Source organism: Caulobacter sp. 17J65-9 (assembly GCF_010975005.1).
In the GTDB taxonomy this organism is placed as follows: domain Bacteria; phylum Pseudomonadota; class Alphaproteobacteria; order Caulobacterales; family Caulobacteraceae; genus 17J80-11.
The window spans coordinates 1-12,121 of record NZ_JAAIVC010000021.1 but is presented as its reverse complement, the minus strand read 5'-3'; the positions used below and the strand labels follow the sequence as shown (position 1 = coordinate 12,121).

The following is a 12,121-nucleotide window of genomic DNA, read 5'->3' as shown; positions in this document are numbered from 1 at the left end:
CGGCGCGGGCGGTCAAGCCTGCGCCCCGGTCGGGCGAGCGAAATGCCCCGGTCCGGGTGCTTCGCGCCTCACCCGGCTTGGGCGGATTGGGCGGCGGATTGGGCGGGTGCGGCGGCGCGGGCGCGGCGCTTCGGCGCCGGCTTGGCCTCGGGCTGCGGGATCAGGGAGGCCTGCAGGAAGCGGACGAAGCGGTCGTAGGCCTCCTTGGTCAGGACCTCGTCGTACTTCATCAGGCCGTTTCCGCCCGGCTCGTCGAAGGCGTGGGTGCCGGCCGCCTGCCAGGTCTGCACCTCGACGCCGCAGGCCTTCACCGCGTCGTAGACCTTGCTGGCGTTCTCGACGCTGGTCAGGTGGTCCTGCTCGGCGATGACCGCCAGCGTCCTGGGGCACCGCCGCCAGGGTCGCATCCGCGCCGTCGCGCCGATCCCGACGTAAGGATAGACCAGCACGGTCGCCTTCAGGCCCGACAGGTCGGTGCCCTGGGGATCGGTCAGGCCGAACTCGCCAGCCCTCGAGAGCGGCGAGGACATCAGCTCCATGATGCCCCAGCCGCCGTGGCTCCAGCCGGCCGCCGCCAGGCTGGTGTGGTCGACGTCGCGCCGCCGGGCCACGCCCCACAGGGCGGCCAGCACGTCGCCGGCCCGATCACGGCCGCGGAAGATCACGCCGGAGCAGACCGTGGCCAGCGCGAACGTGCGGCTCCAGCCGCGCGGGGCGTAGGAGTCGATCACGAAGGCCCGCAGGCCCGCCTCGGCGGCCGCCTCCGCATAGCCGGTGATGTGCGAGCGCACGCCGCCGCAGCCGTGGAACAGCAGGACCGCCGGGCGGGGGTCGTCGTCCTCGGGCCCGAAAACCTGGACGTGCGGCTGGAGCTTCATCCAGCGGTCTTCGAGCGAGTCCATCAACGATCTCCGTCCCGCTTAACGAACGCAGGTGCGCAAACGCGGTCAAGCCGGGAGTTGGTTCCTCACGCGGTCGTGGTCGCCGGGACCTCGAGCACGTCGCGGATGAAGGCGGTGAAGCGGCGCACGGACTCGGCCGTGACCTCGGGGTCGTACTTCATCGGCCCGAAGCCGGTGCGCTCGTCGAAGGAATGGGTGCCCTGCGCCTCCCAGACCTCGACCGGCACGCCCGAACCGCCGACCACGTCGTAGACCCGGCGCGCGTTGCGCACGGTGGTGAGGTGGTCGCGCCGGGCGATGACGCCGAGCGTCTGCGGCTTGCGCCGCCACGTCCGGCTGCGGTGGGTGGCGACGAAACCGACATAGGGGTAGGCCAGAAAGGCGCCCTTCACGCCGGACAGGTCGGGATCCTGCGGATCGGCCAGGCCGATCTCGCCGGCCTGCTCCAGCGGCGAGGACATCAGCTCCATGATGCCCCAGCCGCCGTGGCTCCAGCCGGCCACGGCCAGCCGGCTCGCGTCGACGTCCGGGCGTTGCGACACGCCCTTGATCGCGGCCAGCACGTCGCCGGCCCGCTGGTCGCCGCGGAACAGCGCCCCGCTGCAGACGAAGGCGCGCCCGAACTCCGGGCTCCAGCCGCGGGCCGAATAGGAATCCACCACGAAGGCGCGCACCCCGGCCGCGGCCGCCGCTTCGGCGTATTCTGAAAGGTGCGCCCGCACCCCGCCGCAGCCGTGGAACAGCAGGACCGCGGGGCGGGAGGTGTCGTCGTCCGGGCCGTAGACCTGGGTGAACGGCTCCAGCTTCGCCCACCGCTCGGCGCAGGTGTCGGGGCCATGGCGCTCGCGCGGGGTCCGGGCGCGCGCCGGGCTGGCGGATACGGCGACCGCGCCGCCAGCGAGCAGAAAGTCTCGACGGGAAGACATGCCGCCAGCGAACGCGGGTCCGGCGACGGGGTCAAGCATCATCCTTCTCCCCTTGAGGGAGAAGGACGGAGCCCGCGCGCCGGAGGGCGCCAGCCCGCAGGCCCGCGCGGGAGGATGAGGGGTCGCGCGACGCCCAAAGAAAAAGGGGCCGCAGCGCGACCCCTCATCCTCCCGGCCTGACCTTCGCCCTTCGGGCTCCGGTGGCCGGGTCCCTCCTTCTCCCTCAAGGGGAGAAGGAGAATTAGTGCCGGAACACCCGCACGCCGGTGAAGGCCATGGTCAGGCCGGCCTGGTCGGCGGCGGCGATGACGTCGGCGTCCTTGATCGAGCCGCCCGGCTGGATCACCGCGGTGGCGCCGGCGGCGGCCGCTTCCAGCAGGCCGTCCGGGAACGGGAAGAAGGCTTCCGAGGCGCAGGCCGAACCCTTGGCCAGCGAGTCCGTCAGGCCCAGGGCCTCGGCGGCTTCCTTGGCGCGGAGCGCGGCGATGCGGGCGCTGTCGCGGCGGTTCATCTGGCCCGCGCCGATGCCGGCGGTGCGGCCTTCCTTGGCGTAGACGATGGCGTTCGACTTCACGTGCTTGGCCACGGTGAAGGCGAACAGCATGTCGCGCACTTCCTCGTCGGTGGGCTGGCGCTTGGTGACGATCTTCAGGTCGGCCGCCTTGATGCGGGCGATGTCGCGCGACTGGACCAGCAGTCCGCCAGCCACCGAGCAGAACACCTCGCCGCCGGCCAGCGGGTCGGGCAGGCCGCCGGTGACCAGCAGGCGCAGGTTCTTCTTGGCCGCGAACACGGCCGCCGCGTCCTCGTCGACCTCGGGGGCGATCACCACCTCGGTGAAGATCTCGACGATCTTCTCGGCGGCGGCGCGGTCCAGCTTGCGGTTCACGGCGACGATACCGCCGAAGGCCGAGACCGGGTCGCACTCCAGCGCGCGCTGGTAGGCGCTCGCCAGGTCCTCGCCGATCGCCACACCGCACGGGTTGGCGTGCTTGACGATGACGCAGGCGGCGGCGACCGACGGGTCGAACTCGGCGACCAGCTCGTATGCGGCGTCGGTGTCGGCGACGTTGTTGTAGCTGAGCTCCTTGCCCTGCAGCTGGCGGGCCGTGGTCACGCCCGGGCGCACTTCCGAGGTCTTGTAGAAGGCTGCCGACTGATGCGGGTTCTCGCCGTAGCGCATGGTCTGCAGCAGCGAGCCGGCGATGGTCTTGCGGGCCGGATAGGCGTCCCCGACCTGGCCGGCGAACCAGCCCGAGACGGCGGCGTCGTAGGCGGCGGTGCGGGCGAAGGCGCGGGCGGCCAGGCGCTTGCGCAGCTCCAGCGTGGTGGCGCCGTCGGCCTTCAGGGCGCCGATCACCTCGTCGACGGCCGCCTTGTCGGTGGCGACCGCGACATAGCCGTGGTTCTTGGCCGACGAGCGGATCATCGCCGGGCCGCCGATGTCGATGTTCTCGATGCAGGCGTCGAAACCGGCCCCGGAGGCGACGGTGGCCTCGAACGGGTAGAGGTCGATCCACACCACATCAATGTTGACGATGCCGTGCTCGGCCATGGCCTTGGCGTGGCTCTCGGCGTCGCGGACGCCCAGCAGGGCGCCGTGCACCTTCGGGTGCAGGGTCTTCACCCGGCCGTCCATCATCTCCGGGAAGCCGGTCAGGTCGGCGACGTCCTTCACCGGCAGGCCGGCCTTTTCGATGGCCGCGCGGGTGCCGCCGGTCGAGACCAGCTCGACGCCCAGTTCGTGCAGGGCGCGCGCGACTTCCTCCAGCCCGGTCTTGTCGGAGATCGAGATCAGCGCGCGGGTCGGCTGGACGCGATCGGGAGCGGGCGGGAAGTCGGGCGCGGCGGGCATGGGGGAGGGGCCTTCGTGCGGGGGAGGAAAGACGCGCGCGCACCTACCACCGGAACGGCGGGACGGGAAGGCGGGGAGGGCCGACTTGCGTCAGGATGCGACCGGAACCGCGTCGCCGTCGTCGGGAGCGAGCTGCGCGCGAGCTTTCGCGCAATCTTCGGCGTTCTTGGCCCGCCAGGCGGCCGCGCTCGCCGTGTCGTGCGCGTCCAGGTAAGCCGCCGAGACCTGGCTGCTCTTCACGCACATGCCCAACACGTCGTTCGCCGCCCGCGCCCGCCCGTAGTCCGCGACGGCGTCACGCGCCTGCTGTTCGCGATAGCTCTGCAGCCGCTGGCCGGCGTCCATCCCGCATCCGGAGACGGCGAGGGTCGCCACGAGGACGGCCGGCGCGCGAACCTTCATCGGTCGATCCGCCGCCAGTTGACGAACCCCTCCCGGTCATAGGCGGTGCAGCTGATCTCGACGGCCGTCCGCGCCAGCGCGCGCAGCCCCTCGGGCGACGAAAGTTCGGCCCGCGTGGGCTCGTGGTCCGGCCGGCAGATGGCGGCGGCGCCGTGCCAGATCGTGTCGCCCCAACCCAGCACGTCGGCGATCTGGTCGAAGCCCGACGCCGCCGTGACCAGGTGATAGACCTCTTCGCCCACCCCGAACGCCGTGGCTTCCCCGCCGTGAAGCGGGTCGCCCCATCGCGGATTGTAGTCGTCGATCACGCACACGCCGCCCGGCAGCTCCTTGAGCCGTTGCAGGATGTGCTCGGCCCGGGCCTCGATCAGGGTCTCGACCGGCATGAGCAGCCCGCGGCCCTCGACCGGGATCGCCCTGGAGAGGTCGCGGTTGGCCGCGATCATGCCGCCGGTTTCGAACGCGTACAGCCAATCGCCCGCGACGGCCGTCGGCGCATAGGTGAACACCTCGCCGCGAGCGCTCTCGAAGACGCTCAACAGTTCGGTGCAGAGCGTGTTCACGCCGGTCAGGTGCTCGCGGACGCAAGCCTCGCCCCGCTGGTCGAGCGCAAACCGCGTCAGCTCCGCCAAGGTCGTTTCCGGCACGTCGGTGCTCTCGCTCAGGCGCTGGGGACCAGGATCGCGAACGCCGCCAGGGCGAGCGCGATGAGGGCGTACTGCACCACCGACGCCCAGAACCAGCCCGGCTCCCACTTCCGCCGCGCGATGAAGTGGCGCTGGAACAGGCCGAGGTAGGGCGATTTCCCGACGACCACCGAGCCCAGCGCCATGGCCGCCATCAGGCCCGCGGCCGCCAGAAGCATCAGCCTTCCCTGCTCAGGCATGTTCCCCCTCCGCGCCTGACCGGCACGCTAGCGGGGCGGAAGGCCGCCTGCCACTCAAAGAACGCGTTCGCCGGGCGGGGTGGCGCGAACCGCCGCGCCCGGGGCGGCTGCGCCACTGGTTCCTCTACACCGAGTGGCATTGCGTCGACGTGGTGAGCGTCGATCCGCCCGAAGTCCGGGTGCTCGACGCCGCTGAGGCGGAGGTCCAACGAGCGCGCGTCTAGCGCTGACGCTCAAGGGGCGGCGCTCCCACGCGCAGCGGCGAACCCCGACCGCGCCCCGCGTTTATCCCGATCTCCCGCTCGGCTCGGCCCTAGGGGCGAACCCTAGGGGCCGGCGGCCGTTGGGTTTGCGCGCAGCCTGAGCGTTCCCGGCCCGGGCGCGCGAGGGCTCTGGCGATGGTCGACACCACGAGGCGTAGCCTGTTCGGAGGACTGGCGGCGGCGGGGCTGTTCGGGCTCGTCCGGCCCGCCCTGGCGGAGGACGATCTGCGGGTGGACGCCCCGGCCGCGCCGCCGCCGCCCTCCGGCGCGACCGTCTTCCGGAATGTCCGCGTGTTCGACGGCCGCGGCGAGGCCCTGTCCGGCCCGACCGACGTGCTGGTCCGCGCCGGGATGATCGAGAAGATAGGGGCCGGCCTGCCGCCGATCGCCGATGCGGCGGAGATCGCCGGCGGCGGGCGGGTGCTGATGCCCGGCCTGATCGACTGCCACTGGCACGCCTTCATGGCCGGCACGCCGCAAGCCGTGCTGATGACCGCCGACATGGGCTATCTGAACCTGGTGGCGGCGCGGCAGGCGCAGGCCACGCTGCTGCGCGGCTTCACCACCATCCGCGACATGGGCGGGCCGGTGTTCGGGCTGAAACGCGCCATCGACGACGGCGTCATGGTCGGCCCGCGGATCTACCCGTCCGGGGCCATGATCTCCCAGACCTCCGGCCACGGCGACTTCCGCTTCGGCTTCGAGCTGCCGCGCAGCCCCGGCGGCCCGCTGAGCAATTCCGAGCGGGAGGGCATATCCGCCATCGCCGACAGCCCCGACGAGGTGCGGCTGCGGGCGCGCGAGCAGCTGCGGCAGGGGGCCAGCCAGATCAAGCTGATGGGCGGGGGCGGGGTCAGCTCGCAGTACAATCCGATCGAGTCGGTCCAGTTCACCGAGCCCGAGATCCGCGCGGGGGTCGAGGCGGCCGAGAACTGGGGCACCTACGTCGCCATCCACGCCTACACGCCGCCGGCCATCCGCCAGGCGATCGCGGCGGGTGTGAGATGCATCGACCACGGCCAGCTGATCGACGAGGCCACCGCCAAACTGCTGGTCGACAAGGGCCTTTGGTGGAGTCTTCAGCCGCTCAGCTACAACCCCGACACCTTCGCGGCCATGAGCCCGGTCTCGCAGGTGAAGGCCAAGGAGGTGTTCGCCGGCACCGACCGGGCCTATCGCCTGGCCCGCAAGCTGGGGGCGAGGACCGCCTGGGGCTCGGACATCCTGTTCAATCCGGTCGCCGCCGCGCGCCAGGGCTCGTACCTGGCGATGATGACCCGCTGGTACACCCCGGCCGAGGCCCTGCGCATGGCCACCCAGGCCAACGGCGAGCTGCTGGCCATGTCCGGCTTCTCCAACCCCTATCCCGGCAAGCTGGGCGTGGTGGAGCAGGGCGCCCACGCCGACCTGCTGCTGGTCGAGGGAAACCCGCTGGCCAACCTCGACCTGGTCGCCGATCCGGAGCGGAGCTTCCGCGTCATCATGAAGGCCGGGGTGGTCTACAAGAACACCCTCACCTGACCCCGCGCTCAGGCGTCCAACAGGTTCGTCACCCTCGGGCTTGTCCCGAGGGCCCATCGCTCCGTTCGCACTGCGGCGGAAGGGTCGCGCACAGCTGCGAAGCCCCCGAGAAGCTGCACCATAGGCCCTCGGGACAAGCCCGAGGGTGACGGATCAGGGGTAGCCGCACCGCGTCCTGCCCCCAGAACCGCATGCGCCGCCACGGGTTGTCGGTCCGTCTCATCTTCCGAGACGCGTCCCGACGAGCCGCGCCATGCCCCGTGACCCGAAGATCCTGACCACCCGCCAGGGCCGCCCGATCAGCGACAACCAGAGCCTGCGCTCGGTCGGCGAACGCGGCCCGGCGACGCTGGAAAACTACCAGTTCATCGAGAAGATCACCCACTTCGACCGCGAGCGGGTGCCCGAGCGGGTGGTGCACGCCAGGGGCGCCGGGGCCCACGGCTGGTTCGAGGCGACCGGCAAGATCGGCGAGCAGCCGGCCTCGAAGTACACCCGCGCCAAGGTGCTGACCCAGGCCGGCGTGCGCACGCCGGTTTTCGTGCGCTTCTCCACCGTGATCGGCAGCAAGGACTCGCCGGAGACCGCCCGCGACCCGCGCGGCTTCGCGGTCAAGTTCAAGACCGTCGACGGCAACTGGGACCTAGTCGGCAACAACCTCAAAATCTTCTTCATCCGGGACGCCATCAAGTTCCCGGACATGATCCACGCCTTCAAGCCGGACCCGGTGTCCAACCGGCAGGAGCCGTGGCGCTTCTACGACTTCGTGCAGTTCCACCCCGAGGCCCTGCACATGGTCACCTGGGTGAAGAGCCCGTGGGGCATCCCCGCCGACTACCGCCACATGGAGGGGTCGAGCGTGAACACCTACAAGCTGGTCAACGACAAGGGCGAGGCGGTGCTCTGCAAGTTCTCCTTCGAACCCAAGCTCGGAGTGAAGAACCTGACCTCCGCCCAGGCCGCCGAGATCCAGGCGAAGGACACCGGCCACGCGACGCGGGACCTCTACGATTCCATCGCCCGTGGCGACTTCCCCGAGTGGGAGATGTGCGTGCAGATCATGGCCGACGGCGAGCATCCCGAGCTCGACTTCGACCCGCTGGACGACACCAAGCGCTGGCCCGAGGACCGCTTCCCACTGCTGCCGATGGGCCGGCTGGTGCTGGACCGCAACCCGGACAACGTCTTCGCCGAGACCGAGCAGTCGGCCTTCGGCACCGGCGTGCTGGTCGACGGCATCGACTTCTCCGACGACAAGATGTTGCAGGGCCGGACGCTGTCCTACTCGGACACCCAGCGCTATCGGGTGGGCGCCAACTACCTGCAACTGCCGGTCAACGCCCCGGCCCACCCGGCCGCCACCAACCAGCGCGACGGTAAGATGGCCTACGGCGTCGACACCGGCGGCGACAATCCGCACATCAATTACGAACCCAGCTCGCTGGACGGCCTGCGCGAGGCGCCCAAGGTCCAGCACGACTATCACCAGTGGGTGGAGGGCCACCTCGGCCGCTACCAGACCACCAAGACCGCCGACGACTATCGCCAGGCCGGCGAGCGCTGGCGCACCTTCAAGGACTGGGAACGCGAGGACCTGGTCGCCAACCTGGCCGACGACCTGCGCCAGTGCCCGGAACACATCGCCATGCGCATGGTCTGGCACTTCTGGTGGTGCGACCCCGACTACGGCCAGCGGGTGGCCGAGCGGGCCGGGATCGACCTGGAGAAGGCCAAGCGCCTGCCGCCGCTGGAGGGCCGCCCGGCCCCCGGCGAAGACCGCGAGGGCCCGACCTACACCACCGGCGAGCGCGAACGCGGCGGCGCCGATCGCGACCGCGAGCGGGAGTCCTGGAGCGCGCCGCCGGCGTGAGGCCGCTTCTCCAAGTGGGCGTGGGGCGACCGGTCTTTCGCGTGTGCGGAATGCGCGCGCCGGCGTGCGGGTCTGAATTTGCGGACGGCTGTGGGGGAGCGCTCAGCTCCCGAACATGCGCGGCCGTCCGCGAGTTTGCCGTCCGACACAGGCGGAGGTGAGGCCATGGGCAGGTGGACGGCGGTGATCATGACGGCGGTCGCGCTCGCCGCGGTCACGGAGCCGGGAAACCCGGCGCAGGCCCAGACCCGGACGGTGCAGTCTCAGGCCGGTCCGGTCTCCGTCGAGACCCTCGCCAGGCTGGACCATCCGTGGGGCATGGTCTTCCTCCCCGACGGGGGCCTGCTGATCACCGAGCAACCGGGCCGGCTTCGGATCTGGTCGGGCGGCCGCCTGTCGGCGCCGGTGTCCGGCGTGCCGGCGGTCGCCTACCGCGGCCAGGGCGGATTGCTGGACGTGGCGACCGACCCGGGATTCGCCGGCAACCGGCTAGTCTACCTGTCCTACGTCGAGGCGGCCAAACCGCAGCCGCCGGGCCTGAAAGAGACGCCCGAGCCGCGGCTCGGCGGCGGCCAGGATCTGAGCGACAACGTGCTCAAAGGCCTCGCGGTGGCGCGCGGGCGTCTGGAGAACGGCGCCCTCCGCGACGTGCAGGTGATCTGGCGCCAGACCCCCAAGACGGTCGGGCGGGGCGCCTTCGGCGGCCGGCTGGTGTTCGCGCCCGACGGGGCCCTTTTCATCACTTCGGGCGATCGGGACCGGTTCGAACCGGCCCAGGACCTGAACAGCAATCTCGGCAAGATCGTGCGTATCCGTCCCGACGGGTCGATCCCGTCGGACAATCCCTTCGTCGACCGGCCGGGCGCGCTCAAGGACATCTACAGTTTCGGACACCGGAACCCGCTCGGGGCGGCGATCAACCCGAACACCGGCGAGCTCTGGGCCGAGGACGCTGGGCCGGAGGGCGGCGACCGGCTGGTGGTCGTCCACGCCGGCCACAACTACGGCTGGCCGCTGATCAGCTCCGCGCCGAGCATGAGCGACGTCGCCGAGCTGGATCCGAACGGACCGGTCTATAGCTGGAATCCGCCCGTAGGGCCGTCGAGCCTGGCCTTCTACACCGGGGATGAATTCCCCTGGCGCATGGACGCCCTGAGCGGCGCGCTGGCCGGCCAGACGCTGATCCATCTGGACCTGCGCGACGGCGAGGTCATCTCCACAGACCAGCTCGCCGTCGGCCAGCCGGTGCGCGACGTGGTCCAGGATGCGAACGGCGCCCTGCTGCTGCTCACCGACGGGCCCCAGAGCGGACTGCTGCGCCTGACACCGACCCGGAAGTAGGCGACGAAATCACCCCGGGCGGAAGGCCGGCTCCAGGGCCTGCAGCCAGTCCTGGGTGTGCTTCTCGCGGCGCTGGGCGGCGGCGTCGAGCAGGTCGAGCAGCGGACCTTCCAGCAGGTGCCAAGGCTCGCCCTCCTCGCGGGCGACCATCACGCCGTCCAGGCTGGTCGGGGCGACGTCCTCGGCGGCGTAGAAGATCTCCTCGGCCAGCTTCTCGCCCGGGCGCAGGCCCGTATAGACCACGCCGACGTCGACCTCGGGGCGCAGGCCGTGCTGGCGGATCAGCCGGCGCGCCAGCTCGTCGATGCGGACCGGCTCGCCCATGTCGAGCACGAAGACGGCGCTGTCGCCCGGACCGGCGGGGAGCCCGGCGGCCTGCAGCACCAGGCCGGCGCTCTCCTCCACCGTCATGAACCAGCGGACCATGTCGGGGTGGGTGACGGTGAGCGGCCCGCCCGACGCGATCTGGCGCTGGAACAGCGGGATGACCGACCCGGCCGAGCCCAGCACGTTGCCGAAGCGGACCACCGCCGCCTTGGCCGAGCCGTCCGGGGCCAGGGCCTGGACCACCCGCTCGGCGATCCGCTTGGTCGCGCCCATGACGTTGGTCGGATTGACCGCCTTGTCGGTGGAGATGAACACGAAGGCCGAGGCGCCCTCGCGGGCCAGGCGCATGACGTTCAGCGCGCCGCCGACATTGGTCAGCACCGCCTCGCACGGATGGGTCTCCATCAGCGGCACGTGCTTCAGGGCGGCGGCGTGCAGCACCACGTCGGGCCGCTCGCGGGCGAACAGGGTCTCCAGCCTGCGCCGGTCGCGCACGTCGCCGAGCTCCGCCGTCCAGTTCGTCTCGGCGAAGCGGACGCCCATCTCCTGGTCGGCGGCGTAGAGGTTGTATTCGGAGGCGTCGAGCAGGACGAGCCGCTCGGGCTTCAGCGCCGCCACCTGCCGGGTCAGCTCGCCGCCGATGGTGCCGCCCGCGCCGGTGACCAGCACCCGCCGCCCCTCGACCAGCGAGCGGACCGGACCCGAATCCAGAACCCGCGCCGGCCGGGCCAGCAGGTCGGCGGCGCTCAGGTTCATACAGGCGTCTCCGCCGCGCCGGCCGGGGCCAGCTTCCAGCGCACCCGCGTGGGCGCGTCGGTCCGCGCCACGCCCCTCAGCACGATCTGCGAGGTCTTGCGCGGCGTTCCGTTCTCGAAATGGGCGGACGGTTCGATGGAAACCTCCCCGGCGTCGGTTCGGAACCACCAACCTCGGCCGGAAGGTCCGCGCAAAAGCACGCTTTTCCGATCGCGCGCCAGCGACACCTGCACCTCCGGGTGCAGGTGGAAGCGCACGGCGTAGGGCGTGGCCAGCGGCCGGGGGCGCACGCCGACCGGCTCCAGCCGGTCCTCGCCGCGCAGTTCGTCGGCCCGGACGTCGAGATACAGCCGCCGCTCATGGGCCAGGCCGTAGCGGCCGACCCAGCCGTCGTGGGCGGCTTCGACCCACAGGGCGCCGTCTTCATCCTGGCGGCGGGCCTGGACCCGGAAGGCCGCCCCGTCCAGCCGCGCGCCAAGGATTTCAGCCAGCTTGCCGGCCAGCGGCGTCAGCACCGAGTGCTCGCCCAGCGAGACGGTCGAACCGGCGGCGGTCAGGCGGAAGCCCTGGCGGTCGTGGACCCGCTCGCTCCAGCCGGCGTTGGTGATCAGCCGGTCGCGGCCGCACACCACCTCGACGGCCAGCGGCTGGGCGCAGGCGGACACCGCGTAGACGCCGCGGGCCGGGGCGCCGGCGTCCAGCATCACCTGCAGCATCTGGCCTTCCAGCCGGTGATAGCGCCCGTCGGGCAGCTCGCGCGGGGCCTGCCCCTCGGAGCCGTCATGGGCGAGAGCGGCGTCGACCCGGGCGGCGGTCGAGGCTTCGCCGCCCTGGAAGCAGGCCAGCCGGCCGTCGCCGAGGCGCAGCGTCCGCAGGCCCTGGGTCAGCCGGTCGATGGCGCGGTTCAGCTCCGGCGGCGCGGCCCGGCCCAGCCGGTGCAGGGCGTCGTCCAGGGCCAGCAGGTCGAACAACAGCTCCAGCCCGGCCTCCGGGCTACGCGACGCGTGGCTGCCGTCGGGCAGGACCCCGCGGCCCAGCGCCCGGCGCAGGCGGGAGACCCTGTTCGCCCGCG

General features: G+C 71.7%; 11 protein-coding genes. 3 read left to right on the top strand and 8 right to left on the bottom strand.

Annotated elements, in window-relative coordinates; all coding sequences use genetic code 11:
• Positions 1-68: 68 nt before the first annotated feature.
• From G3573_RS05860 to G3573_RS05835, 6 genes are all read right to left on the bottom strand, one after another.
• The gene (locus tag G3573_RS05860; protein ID WP_163260042.1) at positions 69-902 is read right to left on the bottom strand and encodes a dienelactone hydrolase family protein; all 834 of its coding nucleotides are present in this window, start codon (positions 900-902) and stop codon (positions 69-71) included.
• A gap of 65 nt (positions 903-967) precedes the next feature.
• On the bottom strand, positions 968-1,828 hold the full coding sequence (locus tag G3573_RS05855; protein ID WP_163260039.1) for a dienelactone hydrolase family protein: 861 nt from the start codon (positions 1,826-1,828) through the stop codon (positions 968-970).
• A 241-nt stretch (positions 1,829-2,069) separates the two neighbouring features.
• Positions 2,070-3,683, bottom strand: coding sequence for a bifunctional phosphoribosylaminoimidazolecarboxamide formyltransferase/IMP cyclohydrolase (purH, locus tag G3573_RS05850; protein ID WP_163260037.1), 1,614 nt, complete (start codon positions 3,681-3,683; stop codon positions 2,070-2,072).
• Between the two features lie 90 nt (positions 3,684-3,773).
• On the bottom strand, positions 3,774-4,085 hold the full coding sequence (locus tag G3573_RS05845; protein ID WP_163260035.1) for a hypothetical protein: 312 nt from the start codon (positions 4,083-4,085) through the stop codon (positions 3,774-3,776).
• Positions 4,082-4,717 (bottom strand): hypothetical protein, encoded by a 636-nt coding sequence (locus tag G3573_RS05840; protein ID WP_163260032.1) that lies wholly within the window; start codon positions 4,715-4,717, stop codon positions 4,082-4,084. The genes G3573_RS05845 and G3573_RS05840 overlap by 4 nt, the downstream gene beginning before the upstream one ends.
• Before the next feature lie 29 nt (positions 4,718-4,746).
• A complete protein-coding gene (locus tag G3573_RS05835; protein WP_163260030.1) occupies positions 4,747-4,950 on the bottom strand; it encodes a hypothetical protein in 204 nt (67 codons plus the stop codon).
• A 419-nt stretch (positions 4,951-5,369) separates the two neighbouring features.
• Between G3573_RS05835 and G3573_RS05830 the strand changes: the two genes are divergently transcribed.
• The 3 genes from G3573_RS05830 (at position 5,370) to G3573_RS05820 (ending at position 9,966) form a co-directional block, all read left to right on the top strand.
• Positions 5,370-6,755, top strand: a complete 1,386-nt coding sequence (locus G3573_RS05830) for an amidohydrolase family protein (protein ID WP_163260026.1) — start codon at positions 5,370-5,372, stop codon at positions 6,753-6,755.
• Between the two features lie 253 nt (positions 6,756-7,008).
• Positions 7,009-8,625 (top strand): catalase, encoded by a 1,617-nt coding sequence (locus G3573_RS05825; protein ID WP_163260024.1) that lies wholly within the window; start codon positions 7,009-7,011, stop codon positions 8,623-8,625.
• Positions 8,626-8,790: 165 nt separating this feature from the next.
• Entirely contained in the window at positions 8,791-9,966 is a 1,176-nt protein-coding gene (locus G3573_RS05820; RefSeq protein ID WP_163260022.1) for a PQQ-dependent sugar dehydrogenase, read from the top strand.
• Positions 9,967-9,975: 9 nt separating this feature from the next.
• Here G3573_RS05820 and G3573_RS05815 read toward each other — a convergent pair whose 3' ends face one another.
• Both G3573_RS05815 and G3573_RS05810 read right to left on the bottom strand, forming a co-directional pair.
• Positions 9,976-11,049, bottom strand: a complete 1,074-nt coding sequence (locus G3573_RS05815) for a polysaccharide biosynthesis protein (RefSeq protein WP_163260020.1) — start codon at positions 11,047-11,049, stop codon at positions 9,976-9,978.
• Positions 11,046-12,121, bottom strand: a 1,076-nt coding sequence (locus tag G3573_RS05810; protein ID WP_205598094.1) for a heparinase II/III family protein, incomplete at its 5' end; no start/stop codon positions are given. The genes G3573_RS05810 and G3573_RS05815, both read right to left, overlap by 4 nt.

Coding starts and splice junctions, on each gene's coding strand:
- G3573_RS05860 (WP_163260042.1), bottom strand. CDS start 902: ATGGACTCGCTCGAAGACCGCTGGATGAAGCTCCAGCCGCACGTCCAG.
- G3573_RS05855 (WP_163260039.1), bottom strand. CDS start 1,828: ATGTCTTCCCGTCGAGACTTTCTGCTCGCTGGCGGCGCGGTCGCCGTA.
- purH (WP_163260037.1), bottom strand. CDS start 3,683: ATGCCCGCCGCGCCCGACTTCCCGCCCGCTCCCGATCGCGTCCAGCCG.
- G3573_RS05845 (WP_163260035.1), bottom strand. CDS start 4,085: ATGAAGGTTCGCGCGCCGGCCGTCCTCGTGGCGACCCTCGCCGTCTCC.
- G3573_RS05835 (WP_163260030.1), bottom strand. CDS start 4,950: ATGCTTCTGGCGGCCGCGGGCCTGATGGCGGCCATGGCGCTGGGCTCG.
- G3573_RS05830 (WP_163260026.1), top strand. CDS start 5,370: ATGGTCGACACCACGAGGCGTAGCCTGTTCGGAGGACTGGCGGCGGCG.
- G3573_RS05825 (WP_163260024.1), top strand. CDS start 7,009: ATGCCCCGTGACCCGAAGATCCTGACCACCCGCCAGGGCCGCCCGATC.
- G3573_RS05820 (WP_163260022.1), top strand. CDS start 8,791: ATGGGCAGGTGGACGGCGGTGATCATGACGGCGGTCGCGCTCGCCGCG.
- G3573_RS05815 (WP_163260020.1), bottom strand. CDS start 11,049: ATGAACCTGAGCGCCGCCGACCTGCTGGCCCGGCCGGCGCGGGTTCTG.